Source organism: Streptomyces sp. NPDC050504 (assembly GCF_044458065.1).
In the GTDB taxonomy this organism is placed as follows: Bacteria; Actinomycetota; Actinomycetes; order Streptomycetales; family Streptomycetaceae; genus Streptomyces.
The window spans coordinates 215,747-234,938 of the sequence record NZ_JBITHO010000009.1 but is presented as its reverse complement, the minus strand read 5'-3'; the positions used below and the strand labels follow the sequence as shown (position 1 = coordinate 234,938).

At 73.6% G+C, this 19,192-nt stretch carries 18 protein-coding genes; 4 read left to right on the top strand and 14 right to left on the bottom strand.

Annotated features, from left to right (window positions below):
• Positions 1 to 35 precede the first annotated feature (35 nt).
• Positions 36 to 1,613: an alpha/beta hydrolase gene (locus ACIBNE_RS31280; protein ID WP_399277523.1), complete on the top strand. Its 1,578-nt coding sequence runs from the start codon at positions 36 to 38 to the stop codon at positions 1,611 to 1,613.
• 64 nt (positions 1,614 to 1,677) lie between these two features.
• On the opposite strand, the gene ACIBNE_RS31275 is transcribed toward ACIBNE_RS31280, so the two are convergent.
• Positions 1,678 to 2,382: a lysophospholipid acyltransferase family protein gene (locus ACIBNE_RS31275; RefSeq protein WP_399277521.1), complete on the bottom strand. Its 705-nt coding sequence runs from the start codon at positions 2,380 to 2,382 to the stop codon at positions 1,678 to 1,680.
• A 210-nt stretch (positions 2,383 to 2,592) separates the two neighbouring features.
• Here ACIBNE_RS31275 and ACIBNE_RS31270 point away from each other — a divergent pair, with 210 nt between their 5' ends.
• Complete coding sequence (locus ACIBNE_RS31270; protein ID WP_399277519.1) at positions 2,593 to 3,006, top strand: SSI family serine proteinase inhibitor; 414 nt, start codon at positions 2,593 to 2,595, stop codon at positions 3,004 to 3,006.
• Positions 3,007 to 3,028: 22 nt separating this feature from the next.
• On the opposite strand, the gene ACIBNE_RS31265 is transcribed toward ACIBNE_RS31270, so the two are convergent.
• The 5 genes from ACIBNE_RS31265 to ACIBNE_RS31245 all read right to left on the bottom strand — a co-directional run bounded on the left by ACIBNE_RS31265 (position 3,029) and on the right by ACIBNE_RS31245 (position 7,548).
• Positions 3,029 to 3,187, bottom strand: a complete 159-nt coding sequence (locus tag ACIBNE_RS31265; protein WP_399277517.1) for a hypothetical protein — start codon at positions 3,185 to 3,187, stop codon at positions 3,029 to 3,031.
• A gap of 104 nt (positions 3,188 to 3,291) precedes the next feature.
• Positions 3,292 to 4,245, bottom strand: a complete 954-nt coding sequence (locus tag ACIBNE_RS31260; protein WP_399277515.1) for a cytochrome c oxidase assembly protein — start codon at positions 4,243 to 4,245, stop codon at positions 3,292 to 3,294.
• Between the two features lie 96 nt (positions 4,246 to 4,341).
• Positions 4,342 to 5,367, bottom strand: coding sequence for a 6-phosphofructokinase (locus ACIBNE_RS31255; protein ID WP_399277513.1), 1,026 nt, complete (start codon positions 5,365 to 5,367; stop codon positions 4,342 to 4,344).
• A 188-nt stretch (positions 5,368 to 5,555) separates the two neighbouring features.
• Positions 5,556 to 6,284 carry a type 1 glutamine amidotransferase gene (locus tag ACIBNE_RS31250; protein WP_399277511.1) on the bottom strand — a complete coding sequence of 243 codons (729 nt, stop codon included), beginning with the start codon at positions 6,282 to 6,284 and terminating at the stop codon, positions 5,556 to 5,558.
• 25 nt (positions 6,285 to 6,309) lie between these two features.
• A complete protein-coding gene (locus tag ACIBNE_RS31245) occupies positions 6,310 to 7,548 on the bottom strand; it encodes a MurT ligase domain-containing protein (RefSeq protein WP_399277509.1) in 1,239 nt (412 codons plus the stop codon).
• 81 nt (positions 7,549 to 7,629) lie between these two features.
• Between ACIBNE_RS31245 and def the strand changes: the two genes are divergently transcribed.
• The gene (gene def, locus ACIBNE_RS31240) at positions 7,630 to 8,172 is read left to right on the top strand and encodes a peptide deformylase (RefSeq protein WP_399277507.1); all 543 of its coding nucleotides are present in this window, start codon (positions 7,630 to 7,632) and stop codon (positions 8,170 to 8,172) included.
• Positions 8,173 to 8,383: 211 nt separating this feature from the next.
• Here def and ACIBNE_RS31235 read toward each other — a convergent pair whose 3' ends face one another.
• On the bottom strand, positions 8,384 to 9,016 hold the full coding sequence (locus ACIBNE_RS31235; RefSeq protein ID WP_399277505.1) for a TetR family transcriptional regulator: 633 nt from the start codon (positions 9,014 to 9,016) through the stop codon (positions 8,384 to 8,386).
• A gap of 157 nt (positions 9,017 to 9,173) precedes the next feature.
• On the opposite strand from ACIBNE_RS31235, the gene ACIBNE_RS31230 reads away from it, so the two are divergent.
• Positions 9,174 to 10,403: an acyl-CoA dehydrogenase family protein gene (locus ACIBNE_RS31230; protein WP_399277503.1), complete on the top strand. Its 1,230-nt coding sequence runs from the start codon at positions 9,174 to 9,176 to the stop codon at positions 10,401 to 10,403.
• 29 nt (positions 10,404 to 10,432) lie between these two features.
• On the opposite strand, the gene ACIBNE_RS31225 is transcribed toward ACIBNE_RS31230, so the two are convergent.
• The 7 genes from ACIBNE_RS31225 to ACIBNE_RS31195 form a co-directional block, all read right to left on the bottom strand.
• Positions 10,433 to 14,599 (bottom strand): HEAT repeat domain-containing protein, encoded by a 4,167-nt coding sequence (locus ACIBNE_RS31225; protein WP_399277501.1) that lies wholly within the window; start codon positions 14,597 to 14,599, stop codon positions 10,433 to 10,435.
• Positions 14,600 to 14,642: 43 nt separating this feature from the next.
• Complete coding sequence (locus tag ACIBNE_RS31220) at positions 14,643 to 15,275, bottom strand: DUF4291 domain-containing protein (protein ID WP_399277499.1); 633 nt, start codon at positions 15,273 to 15,275, stop codon at positions 14,643 to 14,645.
• 367 nt (positions 15,276 to 15,642) lie between these two features.
• Positions 15,643 to 15,897 carry a hypothetical protein gene (locus tag ACIBNE_RS31215; RefSeq protein WP_399277497.1) on the bottom strand — a complete coding sequence of 85 codons (255 nt, stop codon included), beginning with the start codon at positions 15,895 to 15,897 and terminating at the stop codon, positions 15,643 to 15,645.
• A 357-nt stretch (positions 15,898 to 16,254) separates the two neighbouring features.
• Positions 16,255 to 16,743, bottom strand: coding sequence for a glutathione peroxidase (locus ACIBNE_RS31210; RefSeq protein ID WP_399277496.1), 489 nt, complete (start codon positions 16,741 to 16,743; stop codon positions 16,255 to 16,257).
• Between the two features lie 124 nt (positions 16,744 to 16,867).
• Entirely contained in the window at positions 16,868 to 17,317 is a 450-nt protein-coding gene (locus tag ACIBNE_RS31205) for a VOC family protein (protein WP_399277494.1), read from the bottom strand.
• A 95-nt stretch (positions 17,318 to 17,412) separates the two neighbouring features.
• On the bottom strand, positions 17,413 to 18,270 hold the full coding sequence (locus ACIBNE_RS31200) for a hypothetical protein (RefSeq protein ID WP_399277493.1): 858 nt from the start codon (positions 18,268 to 18,270) through the stop codon (positions 17,413 to 17,415).
• 42 nt (positions 18,271 to 18,312) lie between these two features.
• Positions 18,313 to 19,191 carry an acyl-CoA thioesterase gene (locus ACIBNE_RS31195; protein WP_399277491.1) on the bottom strand — a complete coding sequence of 293 codons (879 nt, stop codon included), beginning with the start codon at positions 19,189 to 19,191 and terminating at the stop codon, positions 18,313 to 18,315.
• Position 19,192: the final 1 nt, after the last annotated feature.

Below are 19,192 nucleotides of genomic sequence, written 5' to 3'. Positions count from 1 at the left end.
CCTCGCACGCCCAACCACCCCAGGGGGAGGTCCCTTTGAGACGCGCAGCTGCACTCTCTTCGGCCGGCGCTCTGATAGCAGGCACACTCATATCGGGCGCGATCGCCGCGCCGACCGCCACGGCGGACAACCGCCACCACGGCACGTCCGTGACGCACGGCGTGCGGATCGCCGCCGAGCGCGCGGCACGGCAGGGCATCGACTGGCAGGACTGTCCGGCCGAATGGGCACTGCCCAAGCCCGTCCAGTGCGGCTGGGTCACCGTCCCGCTCGACTACTCCCGCCCGAACGGCAGACAGATCAAGCTCGCCGTCGACCGCGCGGTCAGCACCGGCACCCGGGCCGAGCGCCAGGGCGCCCTCGTCTACAACCCCGGCGGCCCCGGCGGCTCGGGCATGCGCTTCCCGCTCCGGCTCACCACCAAGAACCCGGTGTGGGCCGACGCCGCCAAGGCGTACGACTTCGTGGGCTTCGACCCGCGCGGCGTCGGCCGCTCCACGCCGATCTCCTGCGTCGACCCCCAGGAGTACGCGAAGGCCCCCAAGCTCGATCCCGTTCCCGACAGCGAGGCCGACAAGCGCGCCCAGCGCAAGCTCGCCGCCGAGTACGCCCAGGGGTGCCAGGAGCGCAGCGGCTGGATGCTGCCGCAGATGCACACCCCCAACACCGCCCGCGACCTGGACGTCATCAGGGCCGCGCTCGGCGAGCGCAAGCTGAACTACGTCGGCGTCTCCTACGGCACCTACCTCGGCGCCGTCTACGCGACGCTCTTCCCGACGCACGTGCGCCGGATGGTCTTCGACAGCGCGGTCGACCCCTCCAGGGACAAGATCTGGTACGAGGTCAACCTCGACCAGGACGTCGCCTTCGAGGGCCGCCTGCGCGACTGGATGGTCTGGGTCGCCGAGAACGACGCGACCTTCCACATCGGCGCCACCGCGGACGAGGTCGCGGCGCAGTGGGACAGGCTCCGCGCGACGGCCAAGAAGCAGCCCGTCGGTGGCGTGGTCGGCCCGGCCGAGCTCGTCACGTACTTCCAGGGCGCCGCGTACTACGACTCCACCTGGGTCGGCATCGCCACCACCTGGAGCAAGTACCTCGCCGGTGACTCCGCCGACCTGATCGCCAACGCAGGTCCCGACATGGCGGACACCGCGGGGAACATCTCCGACGAGAACGGCAACGCCGTCTACACGGCCGTCGAGTGCGCGGACGCCCCGTGGCCCACCGACTGGCGCACGTGGAACCGGGACAACACCCGGCTGCACCGCGACTACCCGTTCCTCACCTGGGCCAACGCCTGGATGAACCTGCCGTGCGCCACCTGGCCCACCAAGCGCCAGGAGCCCACGAACGTCCGCACGGGCAAGGGCCTGCCGCCCGTGCTCATCGCCCAGTCGACGCGCGACGCCGCCACCCCGTACGAGGGCGCGCTCGAACTGCACAAGCGCCTCAAGGGCTCGCGCCTGATCACCGAGCGCGACGCGGGCTCGCACGGCATCACCAACCTGGTGAACCCGTGCCTCAACGACCGCGTCCGTAACTACCTGGTCGACGGCGTCCTGGACAGCCGTGACGTGACGTGCGCCCCGCACGCCACGCCCAAGCCGTAGCCCCGCGCACCAGGGGCGGCCGGGCACAGTTCCGGCCGCCCCTTCGCCCTGCGCGGATCAGCCGTCAGCGTCGCATCTTCGGGAACCGCTTCTTCTGCTGTTCGGCCTTCACGTCGGCGGCGTAGCGGTCCACGTACTCCTGCCCCGACAGGCCGAGGATCGCGTACATGATCTCGTCGGTGACGGCCCTGATCGCCGCCTTCTCGTCCTCCATGCCCGCGTACCGCGAGAAGTCCAGCGGCTCCCCGAACCGGATGCCCACCCGTCTGATCTTCGGCACGACCTGGCCGGGCGGCTGGATCTCGAACGTGCCGACCATCGCGCACGGCACCACGGGGACCTGCGCCCTGATCGCCATCACCGCGACCCCGACCTTGCCCTTGTAGAGCCGTCCGTCGTGCGAGCGGGTGCCCTCCGGATAGATCCCCAGCAGCTCGCCCTTGCCCAGCACCCCGAGGCCCTCGCGGATCGCGGCCTTCCCCGCCTCCTTGCCCGATCTGTCCACCGGGATCTGCCCCGCGCTGCGGAAGAAGGCGGCGGTCAGTCTGCCCTTCACGCCGGGCCCGGTGAAGTACTCGGCCTTGGCGAGGAAGGTGATGCGCCGCTTGAGGATGGCGGGCATCAGGAAGTGGTCGGAGAACGACAGGTGATTGCCCGCGACGATCGCGGCGCCTTCCTCGGGGACGTGCTCGATCCCCTCGATCCTGGGCCGGAAGAGCAGCCGCAGCAACGGCCCCAGAATCACGTACTTCATGAAGTAGTAGAACATCGCGCCCCGTCCTCCCGCGGCTCCCCTGAACCAGGTGACGACGCAGAGTAGTCGCTGGGGGACCGGGTGCGGAAGGCGCCGACCGGGGGAGAGGCGTGGGCCGTACGGGGGACGCGTCGGCGCGGCCGCTTGCCCGGGGCCCGCGCGCGGAGGTCTGGTGAACGCTCCGGCCCCCGTCCCCAGGGGGCCTCGTGACGTGCCGGAGTACCGATGAACCACCCCCGTGTCCGACCCCGCACCGCGGCCGCCCTGTCCGCCGCCGTGCTGCTCGCCCTGACGGCGGCCCCCGCGGCGACGGCCGCGGACCACGACGCGCGGACCGCGTCGCGCGGTCTCCTCCTCACCGTCTCCGGCAGTCAGAACACCTGGATCCGCGGCACCCTGCTGGACTGCCCGCCCCGCTTCAGCCCGCACCCGCAGGCGCGCGCCGCCTGCGACGCGATCACCTGGGCGCGCGGCGACCTGGACGCACTGCCCGGCGACCCGCACCCGTGCACCGACGAGTACGACCCGGTGACGGTCACCGCCGAGGGCACCTGGCGCTCCGGCCGGGTCAGCTGGAGCAGGACGTTCCCCAACGCCTGCGACATGGACGCGGCGACCGGACCCGTCTTCCGCTTCTGAGGTCCCGCGCCCGAGCGGCCGGTCAGCTGTCCTTGGCCGCCATGGTCCCGATCGTCAGCAGCCCCAGCACCACCCAGCCGAACCAGAGCCAGCCGTTGCTGCCGAGCGCCGCCGTATAGGCCGTGACCACCACGAGGGTCCCGACCGTCATGGCGCCCATCGCCTTCGCCGAACCGGACATGCGCGTACCCTCCTCGTCGGCCGCGCGGCCGTGGAGGCCATGGTGACCTGCGGACCCCGCCCCGCGCTACGGGCGGGAGCGCGCCACTGTCCGGTCGGCGACCCTCACCGCCCGCGCGACTGGAGGGAGGCGAGGTACGCGTTGTACTCCGCCAGCTCCTTGTCGCCGTTGCGGTCGGCCGCCCGGTCCGCGCGCTTGGCCTGCCGCTGTTCGGAGCGGTACCACTGGAAGACCAGCGCGATCAGCACGATCACGGACGGGATCTCGCTGAACGCCCAGGCGATGCCGCCCGCGGCGTTCTGGTCGGAGAGCGCGTCGATGCCGAGCGAGGCGGGCGGGTCCGCGTACACCTTGACCATCGGCTCGCTCGCCATCATCAGCGAGATGCCGAAGAACGCGTGGAACGGCATGCCCGCGAAGAGCTCCAGCATCCGCATCACGTAGCCGGGCCGGTGCGGCCCCGGGTCCACGCCCATGATCGGCCAGAAGAACACCAGGCCCACGGCGAGGAAGTGCACCATCATCGCGATGTGCCCGGCCGTGGACTCCATCAGGAAGTCGAAGAGCGGCGTGAAGTAGAGCGCGTACAGGCTCGCGATGAACAGCGGGATCGTGAAGACCGGGTGCGTGATGATCCGCATGTACCGGCTGTGCAGCAGCATCAGCAGCAGCTCGCGCGGACCCTTGCGGCCGCGCTTGGCCGACACCGGCAGCGCGCGCAGCGCGAGCGTGATCGGCGCGCCGAGCAGCAGCAGGATCGGCGACAGCATGGAGATGACCATGTGCTGCACCATGTGCACGCTAAACATGACCATGCCGTAGTCGTTGAGCTTGGTGCACATCACCAGCGCGATGCTCAGCACGCCCGCGACCCAGAAGACGGTCCGGCTCACCGGCCAGCTGTCGCCGCGCCTGCGCAGCCGCACCACCGCGTACCCGTACAGGCCGAGCCCGAGCAGACAGCCGACGAGGAAGAACGGGTCCGCCGAGAATTCGAGCCCCCGCCCCAGCGTGAACGGCGGCAGATCCATGTTCATGCCGTGCCCGCTGTGGTCCATCCGCTCACTCCATGTTTAGTACGGGTTGTCCGCACCCAGAGTAGAACCGCCCCCGGCCGCGACGGCGACCGGGGGCGATTCTGACGGGGTCTCGGCTCAGAGCACGCACTCCGCCTCGGCGTAGCGCTCCTCGGGCACGGTCTTCAGGGTCTCCACGGCCTCGGCCAGCGGCACCATGCGGATGTCCGTGCCGCGCAGCGCGGTCATCATGCCGAATTCGCCGCGGTGCGCCGCCTCCACCGCGTGCCAGCCGAAGCGGGTCGCGAGGACGCGGTCGTACGCGGTGGGGGTGCCGCCGCGCTGGACGTGGCCGAGGATCACCGGGCGGGCCTCCTTGCCCAGACGCTCCTCCAGCTCGATCGCCAGCTGCCGGGCGACGCCCGCGAACCGCTCGTGGCCGTAGACGTCCTTGCCGCCGACGTCGAACTCCATGGAGCCCTCGCGCGGCTTGGCGCCCTCGGCGACCACCACGATCGCGAAGCGCTTGCCCGCCGCGAAGCGCTCGCCGACCCGCTGGGTCAGCTCGTCGATGTCGAAGGGCCGCTCGGGGACGACGACGGCGTGCGCGCCCGCCGCCATCCCGGAGTGCAGTGCGATCCAGCCGGTGTGCCGGCCCATGACCTCGACGATCAGCACGCGCTGGTGCGACTCGGCGGTGGTCTTGAGGCGGTCGAGTGCCTCGGTCGCGACGCCGACGGCGGTGTCGAAGCCGAAGGTGACGTCGGTCGACGCGATGTCGTTGTCGATGGTCTTCGGTACGCCGACGATCGGCAGGCCGCCCTCGGAGAGCAGGTTGGCGGCCTTCAGGGTGCCTTCGCCGCCGATCGGGATGATCACGTCGAGGCCCAGTTCGGCGACGTGGCCCCTGGCGCGCTCGACGCCGTCACGCAGGTGTGCGGGCTGGACGCGGGACGAGCCGAGGATCGTGCCGCCGCGGGCGAGGATGCCGCCGACGGCGTCGAGGTCCAGCTTGCGGTAGTCGCACTCCAGGAGACCCTTCCAGCCGTCGTGGAAGCCGATCACCTCGTCGCCGTGGTCGGCGACGGCCCGGTGGACTACGGAGCGGATGACGGCATTCAGACCGGGGCAGTCGCCGCCGGAGGTGAGGACACCAATGCGCATGGCCCGAGAAACCTTTGCAACGTGGGCAGGTACCCGGACCACGTCGTCCGGTTGGATCCCCGTCACCCTACCGGCGAGGGGTGCCCCGACCGAACCGGGCGTCCGACAGCTGGGACGCCGCTCGAATGAACGAACGGCGTCCCATGTGAGGCCGGCACCCGCGTCGGCCTGCGGCGGCCGACGGACCGTCAGGAAGGCTGCGTGGCGGCCGCCATGCGCTCGGCGCGCAGCGCCTCGTACCAGCGGTCGTCCGTCGGCGGCAGCGCGTTCACGTCGAGGGCCAGCTTCAGCAGCAGGTCCGCGATCTGCGGGTTGCGCGCCATCACGGGGCCGTGCATGTACGTGCCGAACACCGTGTCGTTGTACGCGCCCTCCGTGCCGTCGCCCGTGCCGTTGCCGCGGCCCAGCGTGACGCGGGCGAACGGGCGGGCCGTCGGGCCGAGGTGGGTGATGCCCTGGTGGTTCTCGAACCCGGTGAGCGGGGGCAGGCCCAGCTGCGGGTCGATGTCGGCCAGCACGTCGCCGACGCACCGCTCGCCCTCGCCGCGGGTGGAGATCACGTCGAGCAGGCCGAGGCCCGGCTCGCGCTGCCCGAGGTCGTTGATGAACTCGTGGCCGAGGATCTGGTACCCGGCGCAGACCGAGAAGATGATCGCGCCGTTCTCGGCCGCGCGGTTCAGCCCGCCGTCGCGGCGCAGCCGCTCGGCCGCGAGCCGCTGCGGCCGGTCCTCGCCGCCGCCGATGAGGTAGATGTCGCCCGAGGTGGGGATCGGCTGGTCGCTGCGGACGTCCACGCGGTGCACTTCGAGGCCGCGCTGACGGGCCCGGCGCTCGACCACCAGCGCGTTGCCCTGGTCGCCGTAGGTGCTCAGCAGGTCAGGGTAGACCCAGACCAGGCGGAGGCCGTTGTCGCTCATGTTTCTCCTCACTGTGTCCCGGCCCTCAGTTCCCGACTCGGCGGCGCACGTCCTGGAACGCCGTGTAGTTGGCGATCAGTTCGATGCGTCCGGGCGGGGCGAGCTGGGTCGCCTCGTCGACGGTCTCGCACACCCGGAAGTCCAGGCCCGCGACTTCGAGCCGGACCGCGAGGTCCAGCCTGCGGTCGCCGATCACGAAGATCGGGTGCCCGGCGAGGCGCGTGTAGTCGACGTCCCAGAGCCAGGAGGTGTCCGTGCCGTCGGCGCCGCGGGCGTTGACGGAGAGGACGACCGGCGTCGGCGGGGGGTCGATGAGCGAAAACGTTTCGAGCCAGCCCGCCGGGTTCTTGGCGAGCAGCAGGCGCAGTTCGCGGCCCTGGAAGGTGACCACGTCGTACCGTCCGGCCACCGCCTGCACCTGGTACATGCGCTCCAGGGCGACCTGCGGCGGCACGCCGAAGACCGCGGCGACGGCCGCGGAGGTGGCGGCGTTCGCCTTGTTGGCGCGGCCCGGCAGCTGGAGGTGGATCGGCCACGCGGAACCGTGCGGGTCCAGCACGTGGTCACCGCTGAGCGCCCAGCTGGGCGTCGGGCGGCGGAAGCCGCACTCCGCGCAGAACCAGTCGTCGCCGGGGCGCTGCATGACACCGCCGCAGGACGGGCACGACCAGGCGTCGTCCTTCCACTCCTGGCCCGCGGCCACCCACAGCACGTTCTGCGAGGAGGACGCGGCCCAGACGATCAGCGGGTCGTCGGCGTTCGCGATCACGATCGCCTTGGAGCCCGCCAGGCCCTCGCGCCACTTCTCCGCGAGCATCCGGGTCTCGGCCGCGCGGTCCAGCTGGTCGCGGGAGAGGTTGAGCAGCGCGATCGCCTTGGGCGTGACGTCGCGGGCCACCCCCGCGAGGTACTTCTCGTCGACCTCGATCACGCCGTATCGCGCGTCCGAGCCGCCCGCCAGCGCGGACGTGATGCCCGCCGGCATGTTCGCGCCGAGCGCGTTGGACACCACGGGGCCGCTGGCCCGCAGTGCCTCGGCGATCAGCCGGGTGGTGGTCGTCTTGCCGTTGGTCGCCGACACGAGGACGACGTCCAGGTGCTGCGCGAGCCGTCCCAACAGGTCCGGGTCGAGCTTCAGCGCCACCTTGCCGCCGATCACCGATCCGCTGCCGCGCCCCGCGGCGCGCGATACCGCCGCTGCGGCCTTGCCTGCCGTCACGGCCAGCTTGGCCCGCGGGGACAGCGGCTCCGTGTTGCCTGCCATCGTCCTTGATCCTCCTTGCATCGGTCCGGGCCCAGCCTATCGAGATCCGGTCCGCGGCCCGAACCGCCGTACCCTTCACCCATGCGAAACCGCCTGATCCCCGGCAGCAACGGGGCCGTACGCCCCCTGACCCTGCTGGGCGACCCGACCCTTCACACACCCTGCGGAACGGTCACGGACTTCGGTCCGTTCCTCACCGGCCTCGTCGAGGACATGTTCGCGACGATGTACGCGGCGCAGGGGGTCGGCCTGGCGGCGAACCAGGTGGGGGTGGGCCTTCGGGTCTTCGTGTACGACTGCCCCGACGACGAGGACGTCCGGCACGTGGGGCACGTGGTGAACCCGCGGCTCGTCGAGACGGACGACCTGGTGCTGCGCGGCCCGGAGGGGTGCCTGTCCCTGCCGGGCCTGGAGACGGGCGTGCCGCGGTTCGACCGGGCGGTCGTGGAGGGGGTGCGACTGGACGGCACGCCGGTGCGGGTCGAGGGCACGGGCTTCTTCGCCCGCTGCCTCCAGCACGAGTGCGACCACCTGGAGGGCACGGTGTACCCGGACCGCGTGACCGGCTGGCGCAGGGCGCGAGTGCTGCGCGCGGCACGACGGGCGGGGTGGGGCGGTAGGTAGGGGGCGGGAGGCGCGGGTTGTGCTGCGCGGGACATCCCCCACCCCGCGCTCCTGAAAGGGGCGCGGGGAACTGCGCGAGAGTGGGGCACGCGCGCAACGTGCCCACTGCCCCGCAGGGCCCCCGGAGGGTTTCGGGAAGGGGCGGGGAGGGGACCGGCCCGCCGCAGGCGAAACGGCGCCCCCGGGACCGGGTGCCCGCCCCCGTACCCCCCTAGAAGCCGGGTCCCCCGGCACGGTCACCGGCCGCGGCGAGCCGCCCCCACAGCAGATCCGCGAGTCCCCGGACGAGCTCCGCCCGCCCGCAGGGCCGCTCGGCGAGCCACCAGTCGCCCGCCGCGTGCATCATTCCGACGATCCCGTGCCCCCACACCGTCGCGAGGGCCTCCCCGCCGGGCCCGAGGTCGACCCGCTCGGCGATGACGACCCCGAGGTCCTCGCCCATCCGCCGCAGCAGCGGCGCGGAGTGCCGCCCCACGTCGAAGGAGTCCTCCGAGGGGTGCATCAGGAAGCGGTACACCTGCGGCCGCGCCTCGATCGCAGCCAGGTACGTGTCGAGCGTCGCCTCCACCCGCTCCCGCCGCCCGGCGGGAGCGTCCAGCGCGGCCCGCAGCGCGGCGAGCAGCGCGTCGGTGTGGCGCTGCGCGAGCGCCCGGTACAGCCCGCCCTTGTCGCCGAAGTGCCGGTACAGGATCGGCTTCGTGATCCCCGCCTCCGCGGCGATCGCGTTCATGGAGGCCCGCGGTCCGTCCCGCAGCACCACCCGGTCCGCAGCCTCCAGCAGTTCCTTGCGGCGCCGCTCGGCCGCGGACCGCTGCGACTCGGCCGGCTGTGTGGTGGTCTCCATGGTCTGCGTCTCCCCGCCCTGCATGTGCGAATTCCTTGGCGCCAGCGAAACGTAACACCACCGCCGCTGACAGTGCTGATGAGGCCGGTTCTGTTGACATGCGCTACTTACCGGTAACAGACTGCGGTTACCGCTAGTAACGCTTGTTGGAGGGGAAATGGCCGAGTTCACGATGGAGCTCAACGACGACCAGAAGCAGGTCCGCGAGTGGCTCCACGGCTTCGCCAAGGACGTCATGCGCCCGGCCGCCGCCGAGTGGGACGAACGCGAGGAGACCCCCTGGCCGATCATCCAGGAGGCCGCCAAGCTCGGCATCTACTCCCTCGACTTCTACGCCCAGCAGTTCTTCGACCCCACGGGCCTGGGCATCCCGATGGCCACGGAGGAGATCTTCTGGGGCGACGCGGGCATCGGCCTGGCCATCATGGGCACGGGCCTCGCCGCGGTCGGCGTCCTCGCCAACGGCACCGAGGAGCAGATCGGCACCTGGATCCCGCAGATGTACGGGGACGTGGACGACGTCAAGGTCGCCTCGTTCTGCTCGTCCGAGCCCGACGCGGGCTCCGACGTCGCCGCCATGCGCACCCGGGCCGTCTACGACGGGGCCAAGGACGAGTGGGTGCTCAACGGCACCAAGACCTGGGCGACCAACGGCGGCATAGCCAACGTCCACGTCGTCGTCGCCGTCGTGGACCCCGACCTCGGCTCCAAGGGGCACGCCTCCTTCATCGTCCCGCCGAACACCCCGGGCCTCTCCCAGGGCCAGAAGTTCAAGAAGCACGGCATCCGCGCCTCGCACACCGCGGAGGTCGTCCTCGAAGACGTGCGCGTCCCCGGCAGCTGCCTCCTGGGCGGCAAGGAGAAGCTGGACGAGCGCCTGGCCCGCGCCCACGAGCGCGCGAAGGCGGGCGGCGGCGAGCGCGTCAAGAACGCCGCCATGGCCACCTTCGAGGCGTCCCGCCCGGCCGTCGGCGCCATGGCGGTCGGCACCGCCCGCGCCGCGTACGAAGTGGCCCTCGACTACGCCAAGACGCGCCAGCAGTTCGGCCGCCCGATCATCGACAACCAGGGCATCGCCTTCCAGCTCGCCGACATGCGCACCCAGATCGACGCGGCGCGGCTGCTGGTCTGGCGCGCCTCCTGGATGGCCGGCACCGGCAAGCCGTTCACGGCGGCCGAGGGCTCGATGTCCAAGCTGTACGCGTCGGAGGTCGCCAAGAAGGTGACGGCGCAGGCCATCCAGATCCTCGGCGGCAACGGCTTCACCCGGGAGTACCCGGTGGAGCGCATGCACCGCGACGCCGCGATCTACACCATCTTCGAGGGCACCAGCGAGGTGCAGCGCCTGGTCATCGCCAGGACCCTCTCGGGGATGCCGATCCGCTGAAAGCCCGTGTCTGAACCTGGGCCGGCCCGTCAGGTGCCCGCCGTGACGCGGTCCAGCACCGCGGCGTAGAGGTCCCGCCGGTCCGGACGGGCCCGGTCGGCGGCCCGGCGCAGCGCGGACACCGCGGGCCCGCCCAGCAGCACGAGACCGTCGGCCGCCGCCGTCCGCACCACCGGGTGACCGTGGGTCAGCAGCTCCACGAGGGCGGGCGCGGCGGGCCGCCATCCGGCGTGCGCGAGCGTACGGACCGCCGTGCGCACCACGTCCGGCTGGGCGTCGGCGAGCAGGACCTCCGTATGACGGAGGTACGTCCCGCGGTCCAGCATCGCCCGCGACGTGCGGTGCGCGCGCAGCCGCACCCCCGGGCGCGGATGGGTGAGCAGCGCGCCGAGCAGCGCGCGCAGCTCGGGGTCCTCGTCGGGCGCGGATCCCGCGTGCCGCTCGGCCAGCCGCTTCAGCGCGCGGTGCGCCTGCTCGGGCGAGCCGTCGCGGGCGAGCGCGATCAGCTCCCCTCTGGACGGCTCGGCCCGCTCGGGCGCCACCGCGCTCCGGTCCCTGAGCGCGGCCAGCGCCCCGGCGTCGCGGCGCTCCGCGTCGGGCCCGCGCAGCGGCGCGTCCACCAGTGACAGCCGGTCGGCGAGGTCGGGCCGCTCCTGCGCGCACAGCCGCTCCCGGAGCCCTGCGAGCTCCGGCGTGCGCAGCAGGGCGCGCCCCCCGAGCAGATCGAGCAGCCCCCACGCGCCCCCCGCGATCCGCTCGCGCAGCCGCTCCGCGAGTGAGTCGGCCGATACCCGGGCCAGCACGGCCCGTGCCTCGGCCCGCAGACCGGCGGGGCCCTCCTCCCACCACCGCAGGAGCAGCGGCACCAGCGGCTCCAGCCCGGCGGGGTCCAGCGCGGCGGCGAGCCGTGCCACGCGCTCGGGCCGCACCCCGTCCGCCGTCAGCTCCGCCGGGTCGCACGCGACGAGCGCGCGGGCCGCTTCGGCGCCGCACGACACGGTGACGCGACCGCGCAGTTGGGCGCGGAGCACGGCGAGCCGGACCTCGGGCTCGGGCCACTCCAGCAGGGCGCGCGCCGCACTGTCCCGGCGCTCTGGCTCCGGCGCGTCCAGCAGCCGCAGCAGCCGTGTCCGCTGAGCGCCCGACCTGGGCTGGTCGAGGTCACCGTCCCTGACGGTGCGCGGCGCGGGGCCTGGGGTTTCGGCGATCGTCCACGGCGGTACGCCCAGCGGCTGGAGCTCCGTCATCCGGTCCAGCAGTTCCGCGCGCGCGTCCGGCCCCGCCGAGGCGTACGCGTCGAAGAGCTCGGCGAGCCGCACCCGTGACGCGGACGGATCGGGAGCGGACGGCCCGGGTGCGCCGAACGCCTCGTGCAGGACGGCCTCTTCGGCCCGGCGCGGTTCGGGGGAGAGCCGCGCGGACGCCAGCTCCCGGTCCAGGTCGGCGCGCACCAGCACGGCACCGGCCGCCCGGAGCAGCCGCAGCGTCGACCGGCCGCCGTCCGGCGGCAGCGCCCGCACGGCCGCGCGCAGGGCGGCGGCCTCGGACGGCGGCAGCAGCGGGGCGGCCGCTTCGAGCGCGCCGATGAGCCGGTCCCGGAAGAAGTCCGGTTCTTCGCCGGTGACTTCGCTCAACGCGCGGGCCAGGGCGCGCCAGGACCGGGCCAGCAGCGCGGGCTCGCCGTCGCGCCAGGAGCCGGTGCGGCCCCGCAGGGCGAACCGCAGCACGTGGATCGCGGACGCGGGTTCGGACTCGGCGAGCCGGAGCAGATCGGGCAGCCGGTGCCGCACGCGGTGCGCACCGGGCAGCTCGGCCACCCGTGCGAGGCGCAGCGCCACGTCGGGGTCCCAGGCGTCCTCCAGCAGGTCGAGGAGCCGCTGTGTGCTGTCCGGTGCTTCCTCTTCGCCGAGGGCGGCGTGCAGCAGTTCGCGCACGCGGGAGTCGGCGGCCCGCTCGGCTGCGGCGCGCAGGGTCGCGGTCCGTGCCTTCCCGAGGATGCCGCGCAGCGCGTCGTCCAGGTGGTCGCGGAAGCCCGGGTTGTCGTGGTGGCCGAGCCAGTGCAGCAGTTTCGGTACGGCCCCGGCCGTGCCCGCCGTCCGGAGCGCGAGGGCCGCGGCCTTCTTGACGTTCATGTTGGGGTGGTCGAGGCACGCGGCGACGGTGGCGCTCGCCCCAGTGGCCCGCGCACGGCCGAGGGCGAGCAGCGCCTGACGTACCGTCTCGATGTCGTCCGCCCTGGTCAGCACGGTCAGGCTCGCGCTGAGCGCACGGGCGTCCGTGCCGTCGGGGTCCCGCGCCAGCAACGCGATCACCTGCTTGCGCACGTGCCGGTCGCGGTGGCGCAGCAGACGGTGGAGGCGCTGCCGGGCGCGGGCGCCGGGGGAGCGCAGCAGGAGTTCGAGGAGGACGGCCTGTTCGGCGGCGGACAGTCCGGGCTCGCCGATGAGGTCGAGCAGCAGGGCCGCCAGCAGCTCCCGGCCCGCCTCGTCCGCGTCCGCGGCGTCGAGCAGGCAGAGCGGCCGGAGCTTGCCGCGCGCGTGCAGCCGACGGCCCAGGCCGCGTACGGCGTCCAGCACCTCGTCGGGCACCCCGTCGCCGTCGGCGACGGGCGCGGCGGGGTCCGCGGCGTCGGCGGCCGTCCCGGCGACGACGCGCAGCAGCAGCTCGCCGATGACCGGCAGCGTCGCGGCGCTGCCGTGGGCGGCCAGCCGGCACAGCGCGGCGACGGGCTCGGCGGGGTCCAGGTGCGAGCCGAGCAGCGCCAGTTCGCGCTCGTCGGGGGAGCCGAGGTCGGCCGCGACGCGGGCGGGCAGATCGTCCGGGTCGAGACGGCCGACGAGGACGCCGCGGGTGCCGGGGTCCGGGTCCAGGTGCCACAGCAGTTCGACGGCCCGGTGCCGGACGGCCCGCAGGGGGGCCGCGACGGGACCTTCGGGTACGACGCCCAGGGCCGCGCGCAGCACCTCGGCCGTCCGCCGCCCGCCGACCGCCTCCAGCGCGTCCAGGCAGGAGTCGGGCTCGCGCGGCAGCAGCGCGAGCACGGCCTCCTCGGCGTCGGCGTGGCGCAGCGCGCGCAGCGCCCGCAGGAAGGGGCGCGGCGAGCGGGCCAGGGGGAGCAGCCGGGTGACGGCGTCCCCGACCGGCACGTCGTCGGCGCCCTGCCCCGCCAGCGCGACGAGCAGGTCGAGCCGCCTGGGCCACCCGCGATCGTCCGGCGCCGCGTCGAGCAGGCAGCGCGCCGCCTCGGCGCGCGCCGTGTACAGGACCGTCATCAGCGCGTCGGCCGGCAGCGCGTGGTCGGCGAGCGCGATGCCCAGGACGCCCTCCACCGCGGCGCCGGCCACGAAGTGGCCGCGCTGGTGCAGCCCCCGCAGACAGTCGAGCAGCGGCCCGCCGAAGAGCAGCGGGTCCCGCGCGGCGACGGCCACCAGCGCGGCGATGTCGGCGCGCTCCGCGAGGTCCCCGAGGAGCGCGAGGGCCCGGCGGCGCAGCGGGGGCGGTGCGTCATCGTCGTCGAGGGCGAGGAACAGCAGGTGGCGGTGGCCGTGCCGGGCGGCGGCGGTGAGCGCGGCGAAGGCCACGGGCCCGTCGGAGGCCGACAGGGGCGCCAGGAGCGCGGCGGGCAGCGGCTCCAGCACGGCCCAGGGCTCGGCCAGTTCGGTCAGGGCGGCGGCCGCGACGTGCGCGGGGCCCGTGAGCAGTCCGAGCAGCTGGGCGCGCGCTCGGGCGGGCGTCAGCCGGTCGTGGTGCAGCCCCTGCCCGGCGAGCCGCAGGGCCTCGGCGCGCAGCACCGGGTCGTTGGAGGCGACGAGCGCATCCACGAGGGCGCACAGGCGGTGGGCGCGCAGGACGTCGACGCCGCGCACGGCCTGGTACAGCAGCTCGTCGGGCGCCTGCCGCAGGGCGGTGCCCGGCCGGTGGTGGAGCTCGGCGCGCAGCCAGGCGATCCGTACGCGGGCGGGCAGCGCGGCGCCCCGCCAGTCGGGCCACTCGCGGTCCCCGATGCGGGAGCCCCACGTCTCGTACGCCTCGGCGAGCAGCAGCGCGGCCTCGGGCTGGGCTCCGGGCTCCGGCATGGTCCCGGGCAGCCGCTCGGCGAATTCCGGGGGCTCATCGCCGAGCGGGATCCGCCGGGCGAGCCGCGCCAGTGCGCCGGGACCGGCCTCCGTGCCGCCCGTGTCCTTCTCCGCCCCCACGCTCACTCCCGTCATCGGCGCCCGGCCGCCACGGCGGGCATCATCACTGATCCCGCTCACGCGGAGCAACCGCGTCGGCCCCGGGCGCGAGCAGGTGGTCCAGGGCCCCGTCGGGCAGCGGATAGGGCCGCTCCGACGGCAGCAGCTGCCGCGCGGCAGCCGCCTCCCCGTTCCGCACGTGCCCGTGGATCGTGCGCGCGAGAGCGGTGACGTCGGTCACGGAGACGAGCCACTCGTCCGCGTACCGGTGGGCCGCCTCGCCCGTGAGCCCCAGCTGGAGCGAGCGGTGGGGGAGCGGCTGGAGCCGCAGATCGCGCTCGGGGTCCCACTGCACCCTGGCGGGGGCGCGCTTCAGCGTCCGCTGCCAGTGCGCCCGGTCGGGGTGGAGCCCGCGTTCGTAGTGGGACAGGCAGGCGCGGGCCAGCGCCCACTCGAAGCCCTCGCGGGTGATCTCCACGGCGAGTACGGTCTCCTGCCCCTCCTTGGCGGCCCACCCGCAGCGGTACATCATCCAGAGGAACGAGGGCTTGATCCACGTCATCCGGTCCCGCTTCCAGGCCGCGGGGAACCTGCCGTCCGCGGCGGCGGGCAGCCCGATGCCCGGCGGGTACGCCTGGTAGACGGTGACCGTCGAGTCGGTGTGGAGGGCGCGGATGCGGTACTTGGGCTCTGTCACGGGGACCAGAGTGCGCGGGGCGCAATGCGCCGCGCCAGCCAATTACCGGGTGCCCGTCACCCTTCTATGCCTTCGACCGAGTGGTTCGTGCATCATTCACCGGCGGGGTGGGCAATCTAGGGATCCGCCAGGTCAATTGCGCTTTCCCGGTGTATGCACAGAACCGCGTGCCACGCTGGGCTTTTCCATGGGTTGTTCACCCGAAGGGGTTGTTGTGGACGCGCGGGACGTGCCCGTGCCCGCAATATTGCGTTGTCCCGGGCGGATAGTAACCCGCGCTCATTCTTTGGTTCTTCCTACTGGCCGCGCCCTCGCGGTTACCGGAAGGGCGCGGCTACGAACTCAGGAGGGGAGGTTCAGTTGTGCGTTATTTCAGCAGCCTCGCCCTGAACCGACCCCACAGCCCGGGTGCCGCGAGGATCGTGTACAAGCCGACCACCATGGTCAGCGCCAGGCACAGCGCGGGCACCGCCTCCTGTTGTCCGACCGTCAACAGCATGGCGAGCGTGCCCGGACCGGCCGCGGCGACGGCGGCCTCGGTGGAAGGCTGCAAAAGGGGACGGTCCGCAGGAGACTGCGGATCAGGGTCGGCTTCCTGCCGGCCCTCGGGGGTTGTTGACATGACGACTCCTGGAGAGACGGGGGAGCGGTGCCGTGTCAGGTGCCCGTCCGATCCGGCAAGAAGAGTCGGGTGCCTGGGCGGTGCCGCCCCCCGGTTGAGTTGTGCACCGAACGTTCATGGCCCGGCTTCTCTGAGAACTTCGCGGGATACGCGAAGGTCACGCGTACGACCCATCCGGTGGGGATGGCATGTAGTTGCGTCCGGTTGACGGCCCTTGTCCGCGGCCGTCTGCGGGGATCCGGAGCCCTGCGCCCTGCCGTAACGGTTCGGCCGATGTGTCTCCCGCTCTCCCTTGTGTCCGTCGCAAACGCGTGCGCCCGGTCCGCGGGGACCGGGCGCACAGGTGCGGAACGGGCGTTACTCCGGGAGGTTCGCCTCGATCAGCGCGATGACCTCCGGGTCCTCGGGCTCGGTGCGCGGGCGGATCCGCGCGACCGGCTCGCCCTCGGGGCCGACCAGGAACTTCTCGAAGTTCCACTGGACGTCCCCGGCCTCGCCGGCCGCGTCCGCGAGCTTGGTCAGCTCGGCGTACAGCGGGTGCCGGTTCTCGCCGTTGACGTCCGTCTTCTCCAGCAGCGGGAACGTCACTCCGTACGTCGCGGAGCAGAACGTCCCGATCTCCTCCGCGCTCCCCGGCTCCTGGCCCGCGAACTGGTTGCAGGGCACGCCGAGGACCGTGAAGCCCCGGGCCTCGTACTGCTGCTGGAGCCGCTCCAGGCCCGCGTACTGCGGCGTCAGGCCGCACTTGGAGGCCACGTTCACGATCAGGACCGCCTTGCCCTGGTGGGCGGCGAGCGACGTGGGGTCGCCGGTGAGGGTGTGCAGCGGGATGTCGTACAGGGGCATTGCTCGTGACTCCTCGGTCGGTGCCGTTGCCGTCGGTGCGGCCCCGCCCTGCGGTGGTCCGGAGGGCGGGGGCAGTTCGATGAAAGCACGACCCGCGGCGGAGGCGGGGAGCCGGGCACGGCTCTCAGCCGACCGCAACCGGCCTCGGCACCGGGTCCTCGCCGAACACCCACGGCGCCAGCACCACCAGCCAGCCGTCCGGGTCCTCGAAGAGCACCGCGCCCCGCTGCGGCCAGTACGCGTTCGCGGCCTCGACCGGCTCGTGGCCCCGCTCCCGCAGCCGCCGCCCGGCCGCGGCGACCGCCTCGGGACCCCGCAGGTAGAGGACGAGCTGGTTCTCCGGGTTCGGCTCGGGGATGCGCGGCGGGTCGCCGTGCTGGGTGATCTCCATGTGGACCGGGGCGCCGGGCAGCCCGAACACCACGCCGTCGTACGCGGAATGGTCGCGCCACTGGGCGAGCACGGGCAGGCCCAGGTCGTCGCGGTAGAAGGCGAGCACGGCGTCGTACGCGGCGGTGGGGCGCGCGAAGCGGACGGCGCCGACGGCGAGGTGTTCGGGCCAGGTGTGGGTCATGCGGCCATTTTCGATCATGGTTCGGGCGGGTGGGAAGGGGCCCGGGGCGGAGACGGCGGCGGGACTCCGGACGTAGGCCGGACTACGGCCCCGCCCTACGCCCCCGGGCCCTCCGGCAGCGGCGGCAGCCCCATCGCGTTGGGGAACGGCACCCCGCCCGCCGCCGCGATCCGCCGCCCGAGCGGCCGCAGGCACTCCGTCAGCCGCTCGACCCCCACCGGGCCGAGCGCGTCGAACGGCGCCCGCGCCAGCCGGTCCGTCGCGTCCTCCACCCGCGCCCGCCACAGCCGCCCCGCCGCGCTCAGCGTGCCGTCGTCCGCCAGGTGCCCGCGCAGCCGCAGCCGCCCCGCGGCCGCCTCCCACTCCCGCTCCGTCCAGCCCCGGTCGAGCCGCTGCCCGGCGGGCGCGAGCCCGGACGCCACCGCCGCCACGTTCGCCTCGCAGCCGTCCGTGCCGTCGGCCAGCAGCACCGCCGCGTGCCCGTCGCCCCGGAACTCCCGCAGCGCGGTCACCGCCCACCACAGCGCCAGGTGCGGCTCCGCGGGCACGGGCAGCGCCGCGTGCGCCGCGAACAGCACGCGTCCCGCGGGCGGACAGGCGAAGACCATCCGCCGCGCCAGGTCCGCCGCCTCCACGGCCTCCGGCCCCAGGGCCAGCTCGCCCAGCAGCCTGCGCAGCGCCCGGTCCACCGCCCCCAGGCGCGCCGCGAGCACCCGCTCGGGCGCCGCGACGTCCCACGCGTCGGGCACGGCACGCGCGACCCTGCCGGGCGCGAAGTTGTGGAACGCGGCGGTCACCACACCGGCGGGCGCCGCGCCCAGCGCGGCCGCGCGCGAGGCGAAGTAGCCCGTCCAGAAGCCCTTGAGCCCGAGGTCCGCGTAGGCCTCGCGGGCCTCGGGGGCGAAGTACACCGGGGCGTGGACAGTCTCGATCAACTGCCAGGTCTCGTCCATGGACCGCAGGCTAGCCGGGAACCTCGGGTCCCCAGCTCCCGGTCACGGCGCGGGCAGCGGGCGGAACAGTCCCTCCTGCACCACCGACACCAGCAGCTCGCCCTCCCGGTTGTAGATCCGGCCCCTGGCCAGGCCGCGCCCGCCCGTCGCGATCGGCGACTCCTGGTCGTACAGGAACCACTCGTCGGCACGGAACGGACGGTGGAACCACATCGCGTGGTCGAGCGAGGCGATGTCGAAGCTGCGCGGCCCCCACAAGGGCTGGACCGGCAGTCTCACCGCGTCCAGCAGCGTCATGTCGGAGGCGTACGCCAGCGCGCAGGTGTGCACCAGCTGGTCGTCGCCCAGCGGGCCCACCGCCCGCATCCACACCGCGCTGCGCGGATCCGCGCCCTCGATCTCCTCCCGCGTCCAGCGCAGCCGGTCCACGTACCGGATGTCGAACGGCTGGCGGCGCGCCATCCGCTCCAGCGCCTCCGGCAGCTCGCCCAGGTGCTCGCGGATCTCGTCGGCGACCTTCGGCAGGGACTCCGGGTCGGGCGCCTCGATGCGCGGCGGCAGCTGGTGTTCGAACGGGCCCTTCTCCGGCTGGTGGAAGGAGGCCGTCAGATTGAAGATCGTCCGGCCCTGCTGCACCGCGGTCACCCGGCGCGTGGTGAACGACCTGCCGTCACGGACGCGCTCGACCTCGTACACGATCGGGACCCCGGGACGGCCGGGACGCAGGAAGTACGCGTGCAGCGAGTGGACCGGGCGGTCCTCCTCCACCGTGCGCCCGGCCGCCACCAGGGCCTGCCCCGCGACCTGCCCGCCGAAGACCCGCTGGAGGGACTCCTGGGGGCTGCGGCCCCGGAAGATGTTGACCTCGATGCGCTCCAGGTCGAGCAGGTCGACGAGGCGTTCGGCGGGGTTGGTCGGCACG

Excerpts from the sequence above, each read along its gene's own strand:
- ACIBNE_RS31265 (WP_399277517.1), bottom strand. The coding sequence starts at position 3,187 with ATGTCCGGTTCGGCGAAGGCGATGGGCGCCATGACGGTCGGGACCCTC.
- ACIBNE_RS31245 (WP_399277509.1), bottom strand. The coding sequence starts at position 7,548 with ATGGCAGGCAACACGGAGCCGCTGTCCCCGCGGGCCAAGCTGGCCGTG.
- ACIBNE_RS31210 (WP_399277496.1), bottom strand. The coding sequence starts at position 16,743 with ATGCCCCTGTACGACATCCCGCTGCACACCCTCACCGGCGACCCCACG.
- ACIBNE_RS31215 (WP_399277497.1), bottom strand. The coding sequence starts at position 15,897 with ATGTCAACAACCCCCGAGGGCCGGCAGGAAGCCGACCCTGATCCGCAG.
- ACIBNE_RS31260 (WP_399277515.1), bottom strand. The coding sequence starts at position 4,245 with ATGGACCACAGCGGGCACGGCATGAACATGGATCTGCCGCCGTTCACG.
- ACIBNE_RS31275 (WP_399277521.1), bottom strand. The coding sequence starts at position 2,382 with ATGTTCTACTACTTCATGAAGTACGTGATTCTGGGGCCGTTGCTGCGG.
- ACIBNE_RS31250 (WP_399277511.1), bottom strand. The coding sequence starts at position 6,284 with ATGAGCGACAACGGCCTCCGCCTGGTCTGGGTCTACCCTGACCTGCTG.
- def (WP_399277507.1), top strand. The coding sequence starts at position 7,630 with ATGCGAAACCGCCTGATCCCCGGCAGCAACGGGGCCGTACGCCCCCTG.
- ACIBNE_RS31205 (WP_399277494.1), bottom strand. The coding sequence starts at position 17,317 with ATGACCCACACCTGGCCCGAACACCTCGCCGTCGGCGCCGTCCGCTTC.
- ACIBNE_RS31230 (WP_399277503.1), top strand. The coding sequence starts at position 9,174 with ATGGCCGAGTTCACGATGGAGCTCAACGACGACCAGAAGCAGGTCCGC.
- ACIBNE_RS31200 (WP_399277493.1), bottom strand. The coding sequence starts at position 18,270 with ATGGACGAGACCTGGCAGTTGATCGAGACTGTCCACGCCCCGGTGTAC.
- ACIBNE_RS31270 (WP_399277519.1), top strand. The coding sequence starts at position 2,593 with ATGAACCACCCCCGTGTCCGACCCCGCACCGCGGCCGCCCTGTCCGCC.
- ACIBNE_RS31235 (WP_399277505.1), bottom strand. The coding sequence starts at position 9,016 with ATGGAGACCACCACACAGCCGGCCGAGTCGCAGCGGTCCGCGGCCGAG.
- ACIBNE_RS31255 (WP_399277513.1), bottom strand. The coding sequence starts at position 5,367 with ATGCGCATTGGTGTCCTCACCTCCGGCGGCGACTGCCCCGGTCTGAAT.